18 protein-coding genes and 2 pseudogenes are annotated in these 21,225 nt (G+C 67.1%); 10 read left to right on the top strand and 10 right to left on the bottom strand.

What is annotated here, in order from left to right; genetic code table 11:
* Positions 1–4: 4 nt before the first annotated feature.
* The gene (locus tag CYFUS_RS51700) at positions 5–886 is read right to left on the bottom strand and encodes a hypothetical protein (RefSeq protein WP_198317017.1); all 882 of its coding nucleotides are present in this window, start codon (positions 884–886) and stop codon (positions 5–7) included.
* A 243-nt stretch (positions 887–1,129) separates the two neighbouring features.
* Here CYFUS_RS51700 and CYFUS_RS13395 point away from each other — a divergent pair, with 243 nt between their 5' ends.
* Positions 1,130–2,809 (top strand): hypothetical protein, encoded by a 1,680-nt coding sequence (locus CYFUS_RS13395; protein ID WP_095985574.1) that lies wholly within the window; start codon positions 1,130–1,132, stop codon positions 2,807–2,809.
* A gap of 30 nt (positions 2,810–2,839) precedes the next feature.
* Here CYFUS_RS13395 and CYFUS_RS54510 read toward each other — a convergent pair.
* Positions 2,840–3,055, bottom strand: a pseudogene (locus CYFUS_RS54510) (LysR substrate-binding domain-containing protein); the annotation flags it as partial.
* Positions 3,056–3,337: 282 nt separating this feature from the next.
* Between CYFUS_RS54510 and CYFUS_RS50565 the strand changes: the two are divergent.
* The 3 genes from CYFUS_RS50565 (at position 3,338) to CYFUS_RS13410 (ending at position 5,506) form a co-directional block, all read left to right on the top strand.
* On the top strand, positions 3,338–3,646 hold the full coding sequence (locus tag CYFUS_RS50565; protein ID WP_157758425.1) for a hypothetical protein: 309 nt from the start codon (positions 3,338–3,340) through the stop codon (positions 3,644–3,646).
* Positions 3,643–4,587, top strand: a complete 945-nt coding sequence (locus CYFUS_RS13405) for a DUF1214 domain-containing protein (protein WP_198316568.1) — start codon at positions 3,643–3,645, stop codon at positions 4,585–4,587. The genes CYFUS_RS50565 and CYFUS_RS13405 overlap by 4 nt, the downstream gene beginning before the upstream one ends.
* A 124-nt stretch (positions 4,588–4,711) precedes the next feature.
* Complete coding sequence (locus CYFUS_RS13410; RefSeq protein ID WP_157758426.1) at positions 4,712–5,506, top strand: hypothetical protein; 795 nt, start codon at positions 4,712–4,714, stop codon at positions 5,504–5,506.
* 306 nt (positions 5,507–5,812) lie between these two features.
* On the opposite strand, the gene CYFUS_RS13415 is transcribed toward CYFUS_RS13410, so the two are convergent.
* On the bottom strand, positions 5,813–6,712 hold the full coding sequence (locus tag CYFUS_RS13415) for a protocatechuate 3,4-dioxygenase (RefSeq protein ID WP_095985577.1): 900 nt from the start codon (positions 6,710–6,712) through the stop codon (positions 5,813–5,815).
* A 27-nt stretch (positions 6,713–6,739) separates the two neighbouring features.
* Complete coding sequence (locus CYFUS_RS13420; protein WP_095985578.1) at positions 6,740–7,357, bottom strand: FMN-dependent NADH-azoreductase; 618 nt, start codon at positions 7,355–7,357, stop codon at positions 6,740–6,742.
* A gap of 116 nt (positions 7,358–7,473) precedes the next feature.
* Here CYFUS_RS13420 and CYFUS_RS13425 point away from each other — a divergent pair, with 116 nt between their 5' ends.
* Together CYFUS_RS13425 and CYFUS_RS13430 are read left to right on the top strand one after the other, a co-directional pair.
* Entirely contained in the window at positions 7,474–8,496 is a 1,023-nt protein-coding gene (locus CYFUS_RS13425; protein WP_095985579.1) for a LysR family transcriptional regulator, read from the top strand.
* Positions 8,497–8,549: 53 nt separating this feature from the next.
* Positions 8,550–9,503 (top strand): DUF1214 domain-containing protein, encoded by a 954-nt coding sequence (locus tag CYFUS_RS13430; protein ID WP_095985580.1) that lies wholly within the window; start codon positions 8,550–8,552, stop codon positions 9,501–9,503.
* A gap of 101 nt (positions 9,504–9,604) precedes the next feature.
* Here CYFUS_RS13430 and CYFUS_RS13435 read toward each other — a convergent pair whose 3' ends face one another.
* Positions 9,605–9,817: a hypothetical protein gene (locus CYFUS_RS13435; protein WP_095985581.1), complete on the bottom strand. Its 213-nt coding sequence runs from the start codon at positions 9,815–9,817 to the stop codon at positions 9,605–9,607.
* A gap of 495 nt (positions 9,818–10,312) precedes the next feature.
* Here CYFUS_RS13435 and CYFUS_RS13440 point away from each other — a divergent pair, with 495 nt between their 5' ends.
* A complete protein-coding gene (locus CYFUS_RS13440; protein ID WP_095985582.1) occupies positions 10,313–10,537 on the top strand; it encodes a hypothetical protein in 225 nt (74 codons plus the stop codon).
* A 301-nt stretch (positions 10,538–10,838) separates the two neighbouring features.
* Here CYFUS_RS13440 and CYFUS_RS13445 read toward each other — a convergent pair.
* A pseudogene (locus tag CYFUS_RS13445) lies at positions 10,839–11,075 on the bottom strand (DUF2400 family protein); the annotation flags it as partial.
* A 123-nt stretch (positions 11,076–11,198) separates the two neighbouring features.
* Here CYFUS_RS13445 and CYFUS_RS13450 point away from each other — a divergent pair.
* Together CYFUS_RS13450 and CYFUS_RS13455 are read left to right on the top strand one after the other, a co-directional pair.
* Positions 11,199–11,723: an RNA polymerase sigma factor gene (locus CYFUS_RS13450; RefSeq protein WP_095985583.1), complete on the top strand. Its 525-nt coding sequence runs from the start codon at positions 11,199–11,201 to the stop codon at positions 11,721–11,723.
* Positions 11,720–12,499: an NrsF family protein gene (locus tag CYFUS_RS13455; protein WP_095985584.1), complete on the top strand. Its 780-nt coding sequence runs from the start codon at positions 11,720–11,722 to the stop codon at positions 12,497–12,499. Before CYFUS_RS13450 ends, CYFUS_RS13455 begins: the two co-directional genes overlap by 4 nt.
* Before the next feature lie 34 nt (positions 12,500–12,533).
* Here the strand turns inward: CYFUS_RS13455 and CYFUS_RS13460 are convergent, their stop codons facing one another.
* Genes CYFUS_RS13460 through CYFUS_RS13470 form a run of 3 tightly spaced genes read right to left on the bottom strand, consistent with a single transcriptional unit; the run spans position 12,534 to position 14,487 of the window.
* Entirely contained in the window at positions 12,534–13,277 is a 744-nt protein-coding gene (locus CYFUS_RS13460; protein ID WP_157758427.1) for a putative DNA-binding domain-containing protein, read from the bottom strand.
* Positions 13,274–14,119: a DUF692 domain-containing protein gene (locus CYFUS_RS13465; RefSeq protein WP_095985586.1), complete on the bottom strand. Its 846-nt coding sequence runs from the start codon at positions 14,117–14,119 to the stop codon at positions 13,274–13,276. The genes CYFUS_RS13460 and CYFUS_RS13465 overlap by 4 nt, the downstream gene beginning before the upstream one ends.
* A 59-nt stretch (positions 14,120–14,178) precedes the next feature.
* Entirely contained in the window at positions 14,179–14,487 is a 309-nt protein-coding gene (locus CYFUS_RS13470) for a hypothetical protein (protein WP_095985587.1), read from the bottom strand.
* 153 nt (positions 14,488–14,640) lie between these two features.
* On the opposite strand from CYFUS_RS13470, the gene CYFUS_RS50570 reads away from it, so the two are divergent.
* Positions 14,641–15,447 (top strand): hypothetical protein, encoded by an 807-nt coding sequence (locus CYFUS_RS50570; protein ID WP_157758428.1) that lies wholly within the window; start codon positions 14,641–14,643, stop codon positions 15,445–15,447.
* A gap of 198 nt (positions 15,448–15,645) precedes the next feature.
* Here CYFUS_RS50570 and CYFUS_RS13480 read toward each other — a convergent pair whose 3' ends face one another.
* A complete protein-coding gene (locus CYFUS_RS13480) occupies positions 15,646–20,940 on the bottom strand; it encodes a trifunctional serine/threonine-protein kinase/ATP-binding protein/sensor histidine kinase (protein WP_095985589.1) in 5,295 nt (1,764 codons plus the stop codon).
* Between the last annotated feature and the right edge of the window lie 285 nt (positions 20,941–21,225).

A 21,225-nucleotide genomic window follows, 5' to 3' on the forward strand; every position in this document is an offset into this window, starting at 1 on the left:
CTCTTCACTCGAGCGTCCGCAGGAGCGCATCCCGCTCCTCGGCGAGCTTCTTCGAGTTGATGGCCTTGCGGATGATGCGCGTGGCTTCCGGACGCACCTCGGCGTCGGTCAACCGGGAGAGCCAGTGCGCACGAAGCTCCTCCAGTTGCTGCCGCTGGGTGAGCTGCGTGGTGGCCAGCCACCGTTCGAGCTCGAGGACGACTCCCAACCGCGGGGGCGGGAGCTTCCCGGCATCGATGTCGCCGGGCTTCGGCGTGTACCTGCGTGCGACCCAGTCCTCTGGGAGGGCGCCCCACCGCTCGGCCTGGTTGCGCAGGCCCATCTGGACGTCGACGAGGAAGTCCTCGTTCCTCGGTGCGGAGAGCACGCCCTGGGCCGCCAGCCGCTCGCGCACGGCCTCGCGTCCGTGCGTCTCGTCGTGGACGAGGTCCCCCAGCTCGGCCTTTCCCCACACATCGAATGAGTGGTTGTGGTTGAAGATGGCGCTCTCGACGTAGGCATCGCCGAAGACGTAGGTGCCGAGCGGCTCGTCCTCGCCGAACAGCCGCCGGACACGGAGCTCCCCGAGCACGACGAGGTAGCCACTCGTGTAGAGCGTCTGCGCCATGAGGTTGCCGCGGACGAAGACGAGTCCACCGGGATTCTCCAGCCACCCGTCGACGTACAGGTCACCTTCGATGAACGTGGAGCCCTTGGGGTTCACGAGGCTGAGCGAGGGGACGCGGCCGCCCGAGAACAGCCCGGCGCCGCTGTTGTTGGAGCCGAAGGAGAGGACCTGGGGGTCGACATCCATGCCAATCCGGGCGCCGACACGTCGGAACGCCGTGTAGGGGCGCAGGTAGGCGGCGGCTTCGTCAGGGGACAACCAGCGCTGCGGGGGGAGCATGGTGTAGGGTACCTCGGGAGGCTGTGTTGGCGCTCGGCGACGAGGGCCTCCGCCCGGGCGCGAACCTGGGGCGCGAGCGGCACGGGAGCCAGCGTCACCCCGAGGCGCTCGGAGAAGCCCTGCACGAGTGCTGCTGGAATATTGAAAAATCAATGAAGTCTGATATTTCCTGAATTGCACTCTTCGCCTGTATCCTTGTCGGCCGCACTGGAGTTCCCAGTCGCGGCAACAAAAGGAGAAGCGATGAAGAGCACCTCTAGACGTACTCAGCGGGCGGCGCGTGCCGCCCTCCTCCCGGTGTTGTTCCCCATGCTGTGGCTGGGGTCGGCTTGTGGCGAGCCGCCCCTGGACGACACGCGGGAGGAGCCCGTGGAGACCCAGGCGCAGGGTGCCTCGGACGCCAACCTGTATGACTCGTTCACCCGGGCCAACCACGACTCCCGCCTGTACAGCCTCGAGCAGGGCGTGCACGCGTGGACCCCGAATCCCTATTGGGGCAGCGCCTGGGGCATCATGTCGGGCCGCGCGTACCTCTCCAAGGACGACGGCACCTGGATGGACCACTACGCCACGGTGCCCGGCAGCGCGAACGTCCGGGTGATGGTGACGCTGGCCGCGCTGGGCGAGTTCTCCGGCCTCACCTTCCGCCACGTCGACCGCGGCAACTGCTGGAAGCTGGCGACGGACCTCGGCGCGCAGAAGTACTTCCTCACGAAGTACGTGGGCTACACGCAGTACTTCCCGCTGCAGATCGCGCAGGCGCCCGTCGCGGGGGACGTGCTCGAGGTGCGCGCGTCCGGCACCCGCATCGACGTGTACATCAACGGCGTGCACAAGGGCGGCGTCGACGACGCCTCGCACCAGTACGCCACCCGCGTCGGCCTGCTCGCGAGCCAGGACAACCTCGCGCGCTTCGACGAGTTCAAGGTCTACACGCAGGGCACGCGTGACGCCACGCTGCAGCCCTTCACCTCGAACTCGGTATGGAACCTGCCCATCGGCCAGGAAGCGGTGTACGCGAGCACCACGGACCCGGCGACGCGCGACTTCCTCGCCACCTGGTTCGACAACCGGACCATCAACGCCTGGGCCAACTGGAACGAGTACTCGCACCCCATCAGCTTCGCGTCCACCACCGACCCGTTGGCGGCGGTGTCGGACTTCAACGACTCGTCGCGCAACGGCACCTACAACGTGCCCGCCACCGCTACCATCGCCAACGGCAGCGACAAGCACATGCACGTGGTCAACCCCTCGCGGACGTACATCGACGAGGCCTGGGCCACCACGCGCCAGTCGACCACGGCGTACACCGTGGGGCGCCACCACAAGATTGACCTCTACGGCAGCGGCCTGGGCCCGCAGAACGGCGTGCGCGCCTACGGTGGCGCCGCGGTGGGCGGCCTCATCCGCGCGTGGGAGACGACGCCCACGCACCCGAAGTACACGGGGAAGATTCAGCACGCCATCGCCCTGGCCGTGGACCGCGCGCAGCTCTATTACAGCGGCGGGTCCAGCGGCTACGACTCCAAGGGCTACGGCACCGCGAAGGGCTACGTCTGGCCCGCCACCGAGCAGGACTGGAACAGCGAGTGGAACTACAAGGGCAACGTCCCCATGGGGGCGTACTTCGCCATTCCGCCCTCCGTGGACATCAACGCGCAGGGGCTGACGGCGGACGGGAAGATGGTGGCGCAGGCGCTCCAGGACCACGGCGCCTACGTGACGGACGCGACAGTGGGGGCGGTGACCTTCTACGTGGAGCCAACGGCGCCCTCGACCTTCGCGGCCAACCTCCGCAAGGACGCGGCGAAGCTGCGCTCGCTGCTGCGGCGGGTGACGAACAACAGCGCCGCCACGCCCAACGGCCCCGGCGCGCGCCGCGTGCCCATGCTGCCCGACCTGGCGACGCCCCAGCCCTAGTGGCGAGGGGAACAGCGAGCCGACGAAGTCAATGAAGGCCCGCGGCTTGGGGAGCCGCTCGCGCCCGGGCGGCCACAGGAGCCAGTAGGCCCCACGCTCCCCCACGTGCTCGCGCAGGACGGCGACGAGCTGTCCCGACGCGAGCGCGGGGGCCACGACGCGCTCGGGCAGGTGGGCGATGCCCAGGCCATCCATGGCCACGAGCTGCACGGCCTCCGGGTGGTTGAAGACGAAGGTGCAGGGCACGTGCTCCCAGCACAACCGCAGGCGGCCCCTCCTGCTGGAAGGACGTAGCAGGGGAGTGGGCTCGTGGGGCAGCGCGACGGCTTGGGGCTCAACACCAGACCCGGTGGCTGGAAAAGGAGCTGTGAGTAGGCCCGACGACCCGTCTGAAGCCTTCGCCAACTACCAAGTACGGCGACGAACGCGCGAGCTACGGAGCCGCGTCGAGGTAGTCGCGAGCGGGCAGCCTCGCACCACAGAACGCAGGCGGCCCACGCGCGGGAGTTGGAGGCCCACATTCGGAGCGTGCGCCGCGCGATGATCTACCATGTCTCGATCTGTGCAGGTGCGGTGAGCAATGTTGCAATGGTTGGCGTGATGTCTGACGAAATCAACCTCAACGCAGCGCGAGAGTTCGACATCGCTCTCAACCATCACCTTCAACGTAATCTCTCCGTTCCAGTAGTGTTTGTTGTTCTTTCGGTCATACCACCAGGGGCCATTCCCTGTCGTTGGGTCATGGCGCTGGAGCAGAGTATCATGATGAATCTTAGGACTCGACGTCGCCTGGCGAGTGTGGCAGGCTCCTGTCCATGCCAGAGACAATTCACGTGAACGTAGACAATTTCGCGCGCGCCGAGACCGACCGCATGTTCTACGATCTGCAGCGCGATGCGGGTGGAGTGAACACCTTCATGCACAATCGGGAGCCCACCCCCGTCGTTAGCAATGTGCAGACAGTCATCCGCCTCAATCGCGACACGCTGTATAGCTTTGCCGTCGTTGACATCTCGGCTGGCGCGACCCTGCACCTTCCCGCTGCCGACGGCGACCGCTACATCTCGGCGATGATCGTGAACGAAGACCACTACGTCAACAAGATCTACCACGAAGCGGGCGCTTGCGAGCTCACGATCGGTTGCTTCGAGACTGAGTATGTGGTCGTCGCGGTTCGCATCCTGGTCGACCCCAACGACCCCGGCGACGTGGAGCAGGTCGTGAAGTTGCAGAATCAGCTGCGAATCGAGGCGGGATCCACGCGGCCCTTCCCCCAACCGGAGCACGTCGAAGCGAGCCGCAAAGAGACGAGTGATGCGCTGCTCGTCCTCGCGAAGGGTCTGAGCGAGTTCGACAAGACGTTCGGCAAGAAGGCTGATGTCGACCAGGTGCGCCACCTTATCGGTACGGCCGCCGGATGGGGAGGCCTGCCGAGCGAGGAGGCCTACTACGTCGGCGTCGACCCGCGCCTGCCCGTCGGGTTCTATGAGCTCACGGTGGGCGATGTGCCCGTCGAAGCCTTCTGGTCGATCTCGGTGTACAACGCCGAGGGGTACTTCGAGCCGAACGACGCGGGCGTCTATAGCGTCAACAGCGTCACGGGCATCCGGGACAGCGACGGGTCGATCACTGTCCGGTTCGGCGAGGACCGCGGGTTGCCCAACACCATCCCGACTCCTGAGGGGTGGAACTACCTCGTGCGTCTCTACCGTCCGGGTCCCGAGATTCTTGACGGGAGCTGGACCTTCCCGACGCTCGACGAGAAGAGTGGGCGGTAGGGGTACGAGCCATATTGGAGCACCTGGGGTTGTCATGGCACCCGCGAGCACGGGGGCCACCCCAGGCCGCGCCCTCAACCCGGTGAACGCTTACTCGGTTTTCTACCAAGAGGAGGTCTTGAAGGTGAAGATGAAGAAGATGCTCGGTTCAATCGCCCTTGCTGCTTTCATGCCCATTGTGGCGATGGCAGGTTCAGACAGTGGCACCCTGGTCAGCAACCCCGCCGTGAATTCGGGGTTTGATTTCTACTATCCAACGGCTCTGTCCAAGCCGTTGAACGCTCTTCAGGTGGGTTCGCCCGTGAAGCTGCAAGCGCGCTTCGTGTGGGACGGCCCTGCCGGGCAAGCTGTCACTACTGCGCAACATGCACTTGTTGCCTTCACGCAGAAGGGGGCTGCCAACAATTGGGTCAATGCGTCAGGCCAGCTTTTGTGGACACATGGGGTGGGAGCCTTCGTCAGCGAGCGTGGTTTGGCCATGGAACTGTGGTTCCGGAATGACCCCGGCGGCAACGGCGTGCAGGATGACCCGGGAGACTCCTACTTCTGGGATCAAACCAACGGGCGTTGCGCTTACATCGTTTCCGTGGGGCCTACCAACGGCTTGTGCCTCGCGTCCACGCCCAGCCCTGGTGGCCACCTCACACCCGCGAGCTTCACGCTGAAGAAGGGCGTTGCTTACTGGGTGCGCGTCAGCCTGGAGCGGGAAGCAAGCAACCCCGCCTGGGCGGTCCTGCGTGCCGAGCTCGTTGAAGAAACCTCTGGTGGTGCGGTGGTTGTGCAGACAGGCTCGGTCGGCTTCATGGTGGCCTCGTTCTTCCCATACAGCGGCCAGGTCATGGAGGCATCTGTTGCTCGCACCCCTGGGCCGGCTGGTGAGGCCATCACCCGCTTTGTCGCATTCGACTATGGCTTTTAACCCATAGGCCTGGGAGCCAGGCGCATGCGGCTGTCCAGGCGCCTGGCTCTTGTGTGTCATTGGAGGCCAAACTGGAATCTGGGCAGAACACGAAGATCGTGTTCCTAATCCTATTGAGATTTCCTACACGATGGAGCGGTGACGCGTGAGTCGGTGCCTGAGTATGCACCGGCTCAGGCAGCGAGCGCGAGCGATCGGCGGGCAGGAGCGAAGGTCCCTGCAAGCCGCGACGGTGTGCGGCGAGGGGGTCGGTCAAGAAGGCGAGCACATCAAGGCCTTGCAGCTTGAGGGAGGGGGAGGCGTCCCTCACTTCTTCGAGGGGATCATTCCGGGGGGGAAGGTGCTCGGGTCCGAGGGATTGACGCCCGACTTGAGGAGCGCCTGGATGTGCTCGCTGTTGGCCTCGCACAGGGGGAGGCTCGTCGAGGAGCGGACGATGAAGGTCTTCCAGGCCAGCAGCGCCCCATCCGGCATCTTCTGGGTTTGCAGCACGAAGTCGCTCTGTTGGTCGGGTGCCGCCACCTTGTCGTCGGTGTTGCGCGTGTCGCGTGCGCCGCGCGTGTTGTAGAGCGCCTGGGTGCGCAGGATGTCGTCGTTGAGCGAGTCCTCGAAGTAGAGCTGGGAGGTCACGCTCTCGACGCCCGCGACCTGGATGGTGAAATGGATGTGCACGGTCCGGGTCGGGTACCAGCCCGGAAAGCAGGTATTGAAATCCACCCGGCCCTCGGCGTTGGTCCTCTGCACGCCCCGGAACCAATGCGCGGCGCGAGCCTTCTCGTCATCCGCATTGCAGAGCGCGTGCTGATCGTCGCCCGAATACGTCCCCTCGGGCCCGGCATGCCAGATGTCCACGCTGGCCCCCTCGACGGGCTGACAGCGCTCATCCAGGATCCGGAACGCGAGCCGCACGGGCAGCCCCGGGTGCCCCTCGCTGATGTCCTGGCGCACCTGGGTGTTCCCATGGCAGGGGCCCACGATCTGCGCGCACGTCAGCTTGCACGCCGCGCCTGGTTGGGAGGTGAAGGGATTGGGGTAGCTGCGCGCCCCGGTCATCGCGGCGGTGCCTCCCGTGGCCCAGCCCCTGCCCACTGGCTTCACGGAGGGCTTCGCCCAGGCCAGGAAACGGGGAAGCGGAACCGCCACCACCGCCAGACCCATCGCGCCGAGGAGTCCCCGGCGCGTCATGCTCTTCGTCTTCGTGCTCATCGAAAGCCTCTGGAGTTCAGGTGTCGTTCAGCTCGCCGCGGCGCGCTCGATGTCGGGTTCGAGCCGGGCCAGGAATCCGTCCATCGTCTCCCTGCCCAGGTCGACCACCTTCGCGCCCCCGCCCGCGACCACCGTCACGTCGGTCATGCCAATCACGTTCAGGATCAGGCGCAGGTAGCGCGTTGCGATGTCGCGATCCCGGATGGGCGACCCTTCGGTATACACGCCGCCCGAGGCGAGCAGGACCGTCGCCTTCTTGCCCGTGACGAGGCCCTGCCCGTCGTGGCCCAGCGTCAATCCCTTGCGCACGATGTGATCCACCCACGCCTTCAGGGCGGCCGGCACGTTGTAATTATAGACGGGCGTGGCGATGACGAGGTGGTCGGCGGCGAGCAACTCCGCGACGAGCGCGTCCGACAGTCGAAGCACGTCCTTCATCGCGGGCGAGTGCTGCTCGGGCGGCGTGAAATAGGCCTGGAGCCAGGGCGCGGTGACGAACGGGAGTTCGGTCTCCATGAGATCCCGCTCGACCACTTCGCCGCCCGGATGTGAGGCGCGCCATTCGGCGACGAAGCGGCGGGTCATGTGACGTGAAATCGAATGATCGCCACGCGGACTGGTTTCAATGACGAGAAGCCTGGGCATCGGAGGTCTCCTGGAGAGAGGACGGGGGTTGCTTGAATGACGCCAAGCTACGCGCCATCTCTCCCTTGCGGGAGTGATGAAATCATGATGATGTCCATCGGCGTGGATGATGGATCATGCTGAGCAACCTCACCCTGGATCAACTGCGCGTCCTCGTGACGATCGCCGACACGGGCAGCTTTTCCGCGGCCGGCCGTGAACTCAGACGTGCGCAATCGGCGATCAGCCAGGCCGTGGCGACGCTCGAGAACCTGCAGGGAGTCCTGCTCTTCGACCGGAGCGGTCACCGGCCACGGCTGACCGAAATCGGGCGCGTACTCGTCGAGCAGGCACGTCTGGTGTTGGCGAGCGCGACCCGGTTCGAGGCGGTGGCGGCGAGCACGCGCGCGGGGCTGGAGCCCGAGCTCGCGCTCGCGATCGATCCCCTGGTGCCGACGGCGCCGCTGATCGACAGCATTCGCGCGCTCAGCGGCACCTTTCCCGATCTCCCCGTCAGCTTCTCCACCGAGGGGCTCGGAGGCGCGGTGCGACGCCTGCGAAACGGTTCGGCCGCGCTGGGAATCTGCCTGCTCCTGCCCACCATCCCCGAGGACATCGCCGCCTCCCCGCTGCTGCGTATTGGATTGCAGGCCGTGGTGGCGCCCACGCATCCGCTCGCCACGCTCGGACGACCGGTGACGCGGGGAGACCTGGAGCCCCATGTCCAGCTCGTCCTGTCGGACCCGATGGATGCCGGTGGCGCGAACTACGGACTCTTGAGCTCCAGGCTCTGGCGCTTCGTCGACCTCGGGCGGCGTCTGGACTTCCTGCTGGCTGGCTTTGGCTGGTGCCGGATGCCCGAGCACCTCGTCGCCGGCTCCATCGCCGCGGGGCACCTGGTGCCGCTCCAACTCGACGACGATTCGACTCCAGCCGGAGGGCTGACCATCTACGCGGCCCACCGACGCGACCGCGTGCTGGGGGTCGCCGGCCGGTGGTTGCTCGACGAGCTGAAGCGCCGTTTGTCTTCGGATTCAGGCCCGGGGCCCTATCCCTCGGCGCCGGGCCGCCAGACCTCCCAGGTGGTCGACAGGGCCTCGGCGGCGTCCCGGGTGGCGCCTACGACGAGGAAGGTGCCGCGCAAGCCCTCCACGAGCTGATGGCCCGTACGGGGCACGGCGCGTCGCCTGGCGAGTGTGGCTGGCTTCTGTCCATGCAAATTCACGTGAACGTAGACAATTTCGCGCGCGCCGAGACCGACCGCATGTTCTTCGATCTGCAGAGCGATGCGGGTGGAGTGAACACCTTCATGCACAATCGGGAGCCCACACCCGTCGTTAGCGATGTACAGACAGTCATTCGCCTCAATCGCGACACGCTGTATAGCTTTGCCGTCGTTGACATCTCGGCTGGCGCGACTCCGACCCTTCCCGATGCCGGCGACCGCTACATCTCGGCGATGATCGTGAACGAAGACCACTACGTCAACGAGATCTTCCACGACACGGGCGCTTACGAACTCACGATCGATCGCTTCGAAACTGAGTATGTGGTCGTCGCGGTTCGCATCCTGGTCGACCCCAACGACCCCGGCGACGTGGAGCAGGTCGTGCAGTTGCAGGACCAGCTGCGAATCGAGGCGGGATCCGCGCGGCCCTTCCCCCGCCCGGACCACGTCGAAGCGAGCCTCAACGAGACGCGGGATGCGCTGCTCGTCCTCGCGAGGGGTCTGAGCGAGCTCGACAAGACGTTCGGCAAGAAGGCTGATGTCGACCAGGTGCGCCACCTTATCGGTACGGCCGCCGGATGGGGAGGCCTGCCGAGCGAGGAGGCCTACTACGTCGGCGTCGACCCGCGCCTGCCCGTCGGGTTCTATGAGCTCACGGTGGGCGATGTGCCCGTCGACGCCTTCTGGTCGATCTCGGTGTACAACGCCGAGGGGTACTTCGAGCCGAACGACGCGGGCGTCTACAGCGTCAACAGCGTCACGGGCATCCGGAACAGCGACGGGTCGATCACTGTCCGGTTCGGCGGTGACCGCGCGTTGCCCAACACCATCCCGACTCCTGAGGGGTGGAACTACCTCGTGCGTCTCTACCGTCCGCGTCCCGAGATTCTTGACGGGAGCTGGACCTTCCCGACGCTCGACGAGAAGAGTGGGCGGTAGGGGTACGAGCCATATTGGAGCACCTGGGGTTGTCAAGGCACCTGCGAGCACGGGGGCCACCCCAGGCCGCGCCCTCAACCCGGTGAACGCTTACAGGCGTTTCAGCAGCCGGCCGAGGCCATGCAGAGCGCCGCGGAGGGGCACGCGACGGACTGACAGGACTGGGATTTCAAGATGCATGCGGCCCTGATGAGCTTGCACTGGTTGCTGTCCGGGGCCTTGGGGACGGCCCTCGCCTCCTGCGAGGAAAAAACAAGGGCGCCCGTCAACCCCAACGTCAACCCGAGAACTCCCATCTTCAGCGTCTTCATCATGTCGTCTTCTCCTGTGGTGTTCGGACCACGTCCCGTTGCTCCCCGTTTTTCGGAGAGTCGCCTGTCCATACGGAGAACTTCGTTTGCCGGTTACATCGAAAACCAAGACGCCCCTGGTTTTCTAAAGACCACAATGATTTCAACGAATTGACGAGCCGAACGTATAGGAGGGAAGGGGGCCGTGTGGAGGGAGAGGGCAGGAGCCGAGGGGCCGAGGAGCACCTCCCGCTGTCCGCGGAAGTTGGTGGACTGCCTCGCGGAGCGCACCCCGAGCGAGCACTCCTCGAACAGCTCGCGCTCGGTGGGGGCGGGGCCCGGGACGAAGCGGGAGGGACTCGGCAGCGAGAGCAGGAATCGTCACCAGCTCGAGCGAGCTGGAGGACGGGAAATCCCACTCCGGGTAACCGAAAAAATGGAGTTCCGTATGAAGAGGTAACTCCTCGCGAAACGGGGAACGACGGAATCCACCGTCCAGACGACATAAGAGAGCACGACATGATGAAGACGCTGAAGATGGGACTGCTGGGGTTGGCGTTGGGGGTGGCGAGCGCGGTTGTCCTTCCCTCGCAGGTGGCCATGGCCGACTCTGGCCCTGCCCCCGGGAATCCGCCGAAGCCCCCCTCCTCCGCCTGTCAGCTCAGAAAGGCCCTTTGCCTCATCGAGAATGCGGGCAACCCTCTGGGCGGCCTGATCTGCACGGCCAAGTATGGTAATTGTTAGCGACTCGCTCCAGTTCCTCGCGCAGCCGCTCCCTGCCCTGGCAGGTGTGCCTCCACGCGTCAGGCGTTGAAGGAGCTGCGCGAGCAGTACCGGGCCTTCGTTGCGGCATTTCGAGAGGCCGCGGCTCGGTGAGGTGTAACCGGAAAATGGGGGACTCCGTATCGGTAGGTACTTCCCCGAAAGACGGGGAGCGACGGAAACCACCGTCCCCATTCCACGGGAGCACACGACATGATGAAGAGCGACGCCTTCTCCTTCGAGATCCAGCACCTCCGCCCCTGACCGGCGACGTCCAACAGCCTCAGCGGCTCCGGCCCGCGCTCCCCGTCTCGCGGCCGGTGGCGCATGCGGGCCGCAAGAGGCACCGGGCGCAGTTCTCCCGTACGGGCGTCGTGGGACACACGCCGCTCATGCCGTCATGACAGAGGGCGAAGTCGAAGCGCACGGGAGCCTCGGCGTCGAGCACGCGCAGCGAGGCCGTCACCTCCTCGGCGGTGCGCCAGCTCAGGTCGTTGCGGCGGGTGAGCCCCAGATATTGCCTTCGTTGCTGCCTCGCCTGGGGTAGAATGCGAGCCCGGTGAAACCCAAGTCTCCCCTGGCGCGTACCGCCGATGCACCGGCCGCTTCATCCTCCTCCGCCGGAGCATCAGACGAGGAATTGATGGCGCGCTTCTGCCAGGGTGATGCACGGGCCTTCGACGTCCTCTTCCAGCGCTATGCGCGGCCCATCCACGGCTACCTGGCGCGGATGACGGGCCAGGTGGCCGCGGCCGAGGACCTGTCCCAGCAGACGTTCCTGTCGCTGGTGAAGGCGCGCGGGCGCTTCCAGGAGGGCTCGCGGGTGAAGCCGTGGCTGTACGCCATCGCCACCAACGCGGCGCGCGACTGGCTGCGGCGCAAGCGTCCCGAGGAGCTGACGGACGAGGGAGAGCTGCCCGCCCAGGTCGCCTCGGAGCACGGCGGCACCCGGGACCTGGGCCTGGAGAACGCCGTGCAGCGGGCGCTCGCCCAGTTGCCCGAGGGACAGCGCATCCCCATCGTCCTGCACCGCTTCGAGGGGATGGGCTTCGCGGAGATCGCCGAGTCGATGGGGCTGACGGAGTCGGCGGTCAAGGTCCGTGCCCACCGGGGCTACGCGCGGCTGCGCGAGTTGCTGTCCGCCCTCGAACAGGAGGCGAAGGAATGAGCGCCGAGTGCACGCGCGTGCTGGAATCCCTGGGCCAACCCCTCTCGCCGGAGCTCGCCGCGCATGTGGACGGCTGCGCCGGGTGCCAGGCCCTGCTCGAGGGCTTCGACGCACTGGAGTCCCTGCCCGTCCCGGGAGCCGCTCGGCCTCCCCCCGACCTGGAGCCGGTGCGGGCCGTTGCCCTGGAGGCGCTGGCGGCACAGCCCAAGGCGACTCCCTGGACGTCCGAGGCCTGGACGCTCGGGGGCCTGTACACGGGCATCATGGCGCTCGTGACGCTCGTCTTCGCGGCGAAGGACCTCTTGTGCAACACGGCGCCCCTCGGGGTGGTGGTGGGGCTGGCCGTCCTCCTGCTGCTGTCCATGGGTGGCGCGCTCTGGGTGGCGCTGGCACCCGCGCGGCGCCTGGGCTGGCGCGGGGTGGGCACCGGCGCGGTGGGCGTGGCGCTGCTGGTCGTGCTGGGCGGCTCGGGGCTCGCCAACCCCAACAGGGGCTTTGTCGAGGGGTGCGTCTCCTGCGTGCGCACGGGGGCGCTCTTCTCGCTCCTGCCCTTCGTCGCCACCCTGGGCATGCTGCGCCGCATGGCCTTCCACGCCGTCCGGGCGGTGGCCGCGGGACTGGCCGCGGGCGCGGTGGGCTTGATCCTCCTGCACGTGCACTGCCCCGATGGGAGCCCCGGGCACCTGGCCGTCTCCCATGTGGGGCCCTGGCTCGTGCTGGGCGCGCTCGCCCCCTGGGTGCGAGCCCATCTGCGCACCACCCGCCACGCCCCCTGAGTCGCCTCTTCTCGGAGGGCGACGTCGGCTCGAGTCAGGGGGCCGCGAATCCGAGGAGCACGCCCGAGGCGATGAGCTCGGCCCGCGTGGCTTCCAGGTCCTCCACCGGGAGGCCCGCCTCCGCGGCGGTCGCGTCGAGTCCCTGCCCCGCGTGAACGGCCTTGATCACGTGCAACTCGAGGGCGCTGGCATTGCCCCGTCGGAAGTTTCCCTCGGGATCGCGCCAGAAGAGGACGAGGCTCGCGCGAGGCTCGGGAGCGTCCGCGCGCGCGGAGGGCTCGGCGTCCATCCATTCCACCAGATCATGGCGGTAGGGCCGCAGGTCCACCGTCGAGGCCAGACAGGGGCGTGGCCCCTCCTGCTCGCGATCCGGAGCGACGAGCACTTCCCACTCCCACCACTCCACGTCCGCCAGCTCTGGCAGCCACTCGGGCAGACCCTTCGCGGGTGCGTAGTGGGTGAGGAACTCCGGCAGGTGGGCACCATTGGCGTTGAGCTCGGCGGCGCGCATGGGGTGGGCGCGGTAATACGCCTCCACGAGTGCGGCCCAGCCCTCCTCTCCCTGGCGATCGCGCACCGCGCGCACGCAGTGCGGGTAGAGCCCCTCGAGCACCTCGAAGCGATGGCGTTGGCACATGCGCCCGTAGAGGGCCAGCCGCCGGGCATCCGTGACCTGTGCTTGCTCGGGTACGCCATAGAGGGCCTGGACCGCCTCCCGGTGCGAGGCCTCTCCCTGGAGAAAAGGCGTGATGGCGCCGAAGAACTCGCGCAGCTTCATCGTGCGTCCTCCGGCACGCCAAGCGCCGCGTGGGCATGCGCGCGAGCGCGCTCCAGTTCGTCCAGGACTTCGTCCAGCGGGGGGAGGTCCTGGTCCCATTCCACCAGGGTCGGGATGAGCCGTCCGGCCCGCCGCAGCGTGTAGCGGTACAGCTCCCAGACCTCGTCGATGATGGGCCCGATGTGCGTGTCGATGATCAACCCGTCGTCCTGCCGCGTGTGCCCCGCGAGGTGCAGCTGACGCACGCGCTCCAGGGGCATGGCATCGATGAAGGCGCGGGGCGCGAAGCCGTGGTTGACGGCGTTCACATAGACGTTGTTGACGTCGAGCAACAACCCACAGCCCGAGCGCTCCACCACGGAGCGGACGAAGGTCGCGTCGTCGAATTCGCCGCCGGGCATGTGCGCATAATAGGAGATGTTCTCCACGAGCAGCGGCGCGTCCACCCGTTGCTGCGCCTCGCGGATGCGGCTCGCGGTGTGCTCGACGGCCTCTTCACTGAAGGGCAGGGGCAGCAAGTCCTGGAAGTGCACTCCGTTGGCCGATGAGTAGCAGAGGTGATCGCTCCACCACGCGAAGTCCGTCTGCTGGCGAAGTGCCTCGAGGGAGTCGAGCAACGGGGCCTCGAGTGGATCCGGGCCTCCCAGCGAAAGACTCACGCTGTGGGACACCAGGGGCCAGCGCTCGGCGCACGCGTGGAGGATCCGGGCGCGCTCGCCTCCAAACCCCACCCAGTTCTCCGGTGTGACTTCCAGCCAGTCGATTCGTCTGTCCGTCGCGAGCAACTCTCGCGCGTAGGCGCGGCGCAGACCGAGACCAATGCCTTGGATGGAGGTGGGCATGAGAGGGGGTTTCCTACACGACGGGGACCGCGGTTGCCCGCGGTCCCTTGGAACCAGAACTACTTCACGTCTTTGGTGGTGGCCGCGTCACCCTTGCAGGACTTCTCGGAGCCCTTGGCGGCCGCGTCACCCTTGCAGGACTTCTCGGAGCCCTTGGCGGCCGCGTCACCCTTGCAGGACTTCTCGGAGCCCTTGGCGGTCGCATCACCCTTGCAGGAGTGCTCGGAGCCCTTGGCGGCCGCGTCACCCTTGCAGGACTTCTCGCTACCCTTGGTGGTCGCGGCGGGCTTGGCCTTGGGGGCCTCGGCGAGGGCGGGGGAGGCGATGACGAGGGTTCCGAGCACGGCGCCGATCAGCTTCTTGTTCATGGGGATTTCTCCGGGGATGAAGTGAGTCCCCGTATCTGACGGGCGAGCGGGATTCTCGGTTACAGGCCTCCCTGTTTTTTTTTTTCGTGGGCGCTCGTGGTGGGCCGCCGCGCTACTCTGTTCATCAAAGCCCCTGCTGCCCAGGATTCCGCCATGCCAAGCGATCGCATCTCGAGTTCCGGCTCCCCCCACATCCGCACCACCAGTCCCGCGAGTTCCCCGCGCAGCAACTCCCCGACGCAACAGGCTGCGCAGAACGTTCCCGCTGCGCCTGACCTCTCCGCGCTCTTGAACCTGCCCAGCGTACCCACCACGGGAACGGAGAGCCCGCCACGCGACGCCTTCACTTCACAGCCGAGCGATGCCCAACTGTTCGCGCGACTGACGGCCCTGAGCGCGTCGACCACGCACACGCCCACGCGGAGTAACGTCTACTCGACCTCGTCGTCCCCGCGGAACTCCGCGTCCTCCTCGCCAACGCAGGGATACGAAGACCTGGCGGCGCGCCTGGAAAGACTGCGCATGCCGCAGACCTCTTCCCCGCCCTCCACGCAACAGCTCTCGCTGAACGATCTCTGGAAGATCAACGATAAAAAACTTGGAATCCGCTCTGGAGAAAACGCTACCGATGCCCGGAACGCGGCTTACTCGCTCGCGGCGCCCCTGCAGCGCGAGCATTTTCTCAGAGGCATGGACGAGTCGGCTCAGGCGCAATGGGCGAACGACCTCCGGGGCTCCATCCGGAAGATGCTGGACAGCCCCGACGCCGAGGGTCGTCACCTCATCCTCGCCACTCGCGTCGGCAGCGATCCAAACGCCGAGAGCTACAACGCCCCCGGTCATCTGAAGACGTTCCCCAAGGGGCAGGTGACTGGCCAGGCGCTCGCGACGATCCCGCTGGCGGGCAAGAGCGAAGGCGAACTCGTGGCCTGGGTCATGAACCAGATCAAGGAGGGCTGAACCCTACGCCCAGCGTATGCGTATAGGCAGGAGAGAGGCCACCACTCCATAGAGGCCGACCCCCGTATAGGTCCCCGGCTTGATGCAGAGAGTCTTTCCCGCATAGCGGGAGGCGGGTTGGGACCGGCCATCGATCCAGAGGTTGGAACGGGGTCTGCGGAGGCCGCGCGAGGTGCTCGACGGCTGGGGAGGCCCCCGTCAGGTGAGCGGGAGCTCCAGCGTGGCCACGGCCCCCTTGCCGGGGCCCTCGCTCTCCAACGCCAGCCGCCCTCCCAATATCTGCGCCGCCAGCGCGCTCGAGTGCAGCCCGAAGCCGTGCCCGTCCTTGCGCGTGGTGAACCCGTGCATGAACAGCTTCTGTCGCGCCTCGGGAGCGATTCCCACCCCATTATCCATCACCTGGATGCGCACCTGCTTCCCGTCCGACGTCAGCCGCACGCGCAGGTTGCGCGCTCCCTCGGGGCATGCGTCCAGCGCGTACTTCGCATTGCTGATGAGGTTGTTGAGGATCTGCAGCACCTTGTGCTTGTCCACCATCAACCGGGGCAGCGGTGCCAGCTCCCGACGAATGGTCACGCCGTGGCGCTCGAGCGCCGCCGTCTGGATGCGCAGCGCGTCCTCGACGAGCTGCACGAGATCGCACTCCTCCGTCATCAGCGAGGTCTTGGCGTAGGTCTGCTGCACCTGGACGATGGCCCGGATGTGCTCGATGTGCCGCCCCATCGCGTCCATGTCGTCCACCAGGCGCGTCTGCTGCGCCATCAACTCGTCCGCCAGCCCCGCCAGATACTCCGGCAGGTAGCCTCCGCGCGCGTTGGAAGCCAGGAAGCTCGACAGGTCCTCACGGTGCTCCAGCAGCAGGTTCGTGGCCCTCTTCAACCGGCCCAAACGCGAGGCCCCCACCGCCCGCTGCATCATCTCCAGGTTGATGACGGCGCTGGTGAGCACGTTGCCCACGTTGTGCAGCACGTCGGAGGCCACCTCCGCCATGCCCACCGCCCGCGCCGTGTCCACCAGCCGGGCCTGGGCCTGCCTCAGCTCGCGCGTGCGTTCCTCCACCCGCTGCTCCAGCTCGTCATTGGCCCGGCGCAGCTCCGCCTTGGCCCGCTGCACGTCCGCGTACAGCCGCGCGTTCTCGATGGAAATGGCCGCCTGCGAGGCGATGTGGCCCAGCAACACCAGGCGCGCGGGGCTGAAGGCATGGGGGGTCAGGTTGTTCTCCAGGTACAGCACCCCGGCGACATGGTCCTGGCGCATCAGCGGCAGGCACAGCACCGAGCGCGCCCCGCCACGCGCCAGATATTCGTCGGACGAGAACGCATGGGGCTGGGAGGCATCCCCGATGACCAGCGGCTCGCGCGTCCGCCGGACATAGGCCAGCAGCGTCCACGGAAGCTCCCGGTCCGGGCCTTCACCCGACAGCACGGCGAGCTCGCCGGGTGACGCACGGGAAGAAGCCACCACCGAGAGCGCATCCCCGCTCGGCAGCAGCAGCGCTCCGGACTGGGCGCCCGCGTTCTCGATGGCCGCCTGCATCAGCGTGGTCACCAGCCGCTCCAGGACTATCTCCCCCGAGATGGCCTGCTGGGTCTTGACCACCGTGAGCGCGTCGATGCGCGTCGAGTCCGTGCTGCTGGTGCTTTCACTCGCGACGCCCGGCCCGGAAACGAGGTGCGGCCACCGGGCCGCCAGGTGCTGGGTCTTGCCCGGGGCGCCCCACTGCTGGTACGCCGCCCAGGCCTCGCGCGCGAAGGTATGGGCAACAAGAGGCGCCTTGCGCGTGCGCCAGTAGTTCGCCGCCAGCTCGTTGGCCAGCCCCAGGTACTGGGTGGCGCCACTCTCCCTCGCGGCCAGGATGGCCTCCTCGTAGCCTCGTGTCGCCTCATCGGGCCGTCCCGCGAGGCGGGCCAGCTCTCCGGACACCATGCGCTCGGGGGCGCGGAAGCTCTCGGGGCAGTGCTCCGCCCACTCCGCGAGTTGCTCCCGGTGGCGCTGGATGGCCTCGAGGAACCGTCGCTGCTCCTCCGGCGGGGCCTCCTCGAGGAGCGCGGCCCGGGTGAGCGCCCCGTAGAGGTGGTATTCCCGCAGGATGATGGCGCCGTTCATGGACCACACGAATCCGGCGGCCTTCTCCGCCGCGTCGAGGGCCTCCGCGTAGGCGCCGCACAGGAAGCGCGACTGGAGCTTGATGATCCAGTACCAGGCTTGCGTGGGGCCCATGCGACTGGACGCCATTCGGGCCTCGAGGGTCTGCTCGTCGATGCCGTCCCCACCCAACGTGTCGAACCGGAGCGTGCGCCCTCGCAGCTGCCGCATGAAGCACTGATAGATGAGGAGCAGATCCAGCGGCCCCTGGAGTCCGGCCTTGTGCAAGAAACCGCTGCGCGAGAGCGACTCCTCGTACACGTCCTCCACGTTGTGCCCCATGGCGAGGCGGTTCCAGAGGCTCGTGGTGCCGCAGTAGGAGGCGTTGTTGAAGTCTCCCGTTTCGAGCCCATGGTGGAAGGCCGCGAGGAGGAGTTCCTGAACAGCGGGGAGAGGCCTCGTGAAGTAGGAGATGCACTGCAGGCTCAGGAGCGCGGTCGTCCGCTGGGCGCGCAGGTCGTACCGCTCGACGAAGGCGAGGGCGAGCTGACTCAAGGCATGGCCTTCCCGGTAGCGCTTGAAGAACGAGCCGGTCAGCACCCCGAACCAGCCGAATCCCAGCACGACGGACTCCGTGAAGCCGTGGCGAAGGGTGAGGGAGACCATCCGGGACAGGAGGAGCAGGAGCAGGTGGTTGTCGGTGACGTAGGCCGTCCCGAAAAACCCCGCCAGGGCGCTCATCAGCACCTTCATGTCCGGGTCGGTCATGGGCGGCAGTTCGATGAGGCTCTCGATGGAGCGCTCTCCTATCAGCGCCCACGCCTCGTCATGAGCGGCCACCACCTCCTCCAAGGTGGGGTGCGGTGACATGGGCATGCCCAGCAGCGCCATGCATTCCATCATGCATTGGACGGCCTCCTGGGCCTCACCCGAGGTGAACCAGCTATCCGCCATCAGGCAGAAGACGGCCGCGGTGTCCGCGCGGGTCCGCGTCTGGGAGCGGAGTTCGTTCGCCAGCTCACGCGCCCTGACGGCGTTGCCCATCAGGAGCTCGCATCGGGCGTGGGAGAGCCGCACCTTGAAGGCCAGCGCGGGGTCCGTCTCCCAGGGGTCTCCTGGAATGAGCGCGAAGGCCCCCTCGAGGTAGGTCGCGGCGGGGTGGTGCGCGACCGCGGCCTCGGCCTTCCAACCCGCCTCGGCGTTCAGTCGTGCCACCTGGAGACGCTCCGCGGGGTCCTCGATCAGCTCCACCCCCGCGTTGAGCTGGCCCACCACCTCGAAGATGGACTCACGCACCTGCTCCTGGGACAGGCTCCGCAGCAGCAGCCGGCCGACGCGCAGGTGGGTGGCCTTGCGCTCCGCTTCAGAGGTGAGGAGGTGGGCCGCCTGCTGGATCCGGTCGTGGAGGAAGCGGTACTGCTCCGGGCCCGCGCGAACCAGCAGGCCTTCCTGGAGCGCGGGTTCCATCCCCTGCTCCACTTCCACCACGTCCACCAGATGCGAGAGGGTGCCCAACATCGGGAGCGAGAAGCCATTGCCCACGCAGGCCGCCAGGCGCAGCAGGTGCTGGGTCCCGGGGGGGAGCTGGCGCAGCTTGCCCACCAGGAAGTCGACGACGTTGTCCGAGTAGCCCCGGGCCCGGACGCCTTCGGCGTCCCATCGCCACCCTTGCCCAGGCGAGCGGACCAGCAGGCCGTCCTGGCTCAGCGTCACCAGGAACTGAAGGAGGAAGAAGGGGTTGCCGCCCGTCTTCTCATGCACCAACTCCGAGAGGGGGGTGACCACCTCGGATCCCGCGCCTGGCAGCATATCCGTCACGAGCTGCGTCACCTGTGCCAGGCTCAGGGGCTCCAGCCGGAGGTCGGTGACCCGCGCGCCGGACTTGCGCACCTCATCCATCACCGGCACCAGCGGGTGCGTGGGGCTCACCTCGTTGTCGCGGTAGGCGCCGATCCACAGCACCGGAGGTGTCTCCGGCTGGGACAGCAATTGCTTGATGAGCTGGAGGCTGGCCAGGTCCGCCCACTGCAGGTCATCCAGGAAGACCACGAGCGGGTGCTCGGCGCTGGCGAACACCCCCAGGAACTGGCGAACCACGCGATGGAAGCGGTGCTGCGCTTCGCCGGGGGGCAGTTCCTGGAGCGGCGGCTGCTTGCCCACCAGCACCTCCACCTGGGGAACCAGGTCGGCGAGCGCCTGCCCCTGGCCTTCCCATACCTGGCTCAGCCGCTCACTCCAGTGCCCAATCTCCTCCTCGGTTCTCGCCAGCACCTGCTGCAGCAGCCTGCGGATGGCGTGCGCCAGGGTGGCGTAGGGAACGTTTCGCTGGAACTGATCGAACTTGCCGTCCAGGAAGAAGCCACGCCGCCGCACCACGGGCTTGTAGAGTTCGCGCACCACCGAGGACTTGCCAATGCCCGAGTAGCCACTGACCAGGAAGAGTTCCGGCTGGCCGCTGTGGACCATGCGCTCGAAGCCCTGGAGCAGGGTGGAGATCTGGGCATCGCGTCCGTAGAGCCGCTGCGGCACCTGGAAGTGGTTGGGCGAGTCGTGAGTACCCAGCGTGAAGGCTTCCAGCGGCGCGTTCTGGCGCAGCCCCTCGCGGCAGCGCTCGAGGTCCGCCTTCAGTCCCTCGGCGCTCTGGTAGCGGTCCTCGGCGCTCTTGGCCAGGAGCTTCATCACGATGGACGACAAGGCCGGCGGCACCTGAGCGTTCAGCGCGTGCGGAGGCTTGGGGTTCTGGGCCATGTGCGCGTGGAACCACTCCAGCGCGTCGCGCCCCTGCAAGGGCAGCTGTCCCGTCGACAGCTCGTAGAGCGTCACACCCAGGGAATAGAAGTCCGTCCGGTGGTCCACCGCCCGGTTCATCCGCCCCGTCTGCTCGGGCGACATGTACGCCAGCGTGCCCTCGATGAGGTGCGTGGGCGCGGCGTCCAGGTGCTCGACCTTCTGGATCGTGGCCACTCCGAAGTCGATCAAGCGAGCCTCACCGGACGGCTCGACGATGATGTTGGAGGGCTTGATGTCCTTGTGGATGACGTTGCGGTCGTGGACCTCCGCCAGGGTCGAGGCCAGGGAGAGGGCCAGGCGCAAGAACCGGGTGACCTCGAACGGCTGCCCCACGTGCTCGGAGAGCACCTCTCCCTGCACCCGCTCCAGCACCAGCAAGGGCCGCTCGTGGAGCCGCTCACAGGCATACGGTCGGGCCACGCCCCGCACCTCCTGGAGCTGCCGCAGGATTCCGAACTCCCGGCGGTAGCGCTCCTGCTCGCGCGGCCCCGGCGAGTGCGCCATCGGGGTCTTGATGATGACCGGTAGCCCATCGGCCTCACGCACGGCATGGAAGAGCACGTTCGAGCCCGTGGCTCGAATCGTCCCCAGAACCCGATAGCCTGGGATGTCCAACATGAAGATGTCCCCTCGCGAGAAGCGGTCTGGACCTAGAGAATCGATATGACCGTACAGGCATGCCGGAAGGTCCAGGTTTAACACCGACCCCTGCTGGGACACCCCCATCTCCTGAGCCCTGAGCGCCCTGACCAGACCACAGCCCTTCGGTGTGCCTGGCAGGATGCTGGGTTCGCGAGCCCGGGTAATTGGTCCGTGGAAGGGAGCCCCCGCTCTCCTACACGGGCATGGGCTCCAAAGGGGTTCCAACAAAGACGTCAACATCGACGTGCACGTGCGGAAGAT

This window comes from Cystobacter fuscus (assembly GCF_002305875.1).
GTDB classification, from domain to species: domain Bacteria; phylum Myxococcota; class Myxococcia; order Myxococcales; family Myxococcaceae; genus Cystobacter; species Cystobacter fuscus_A.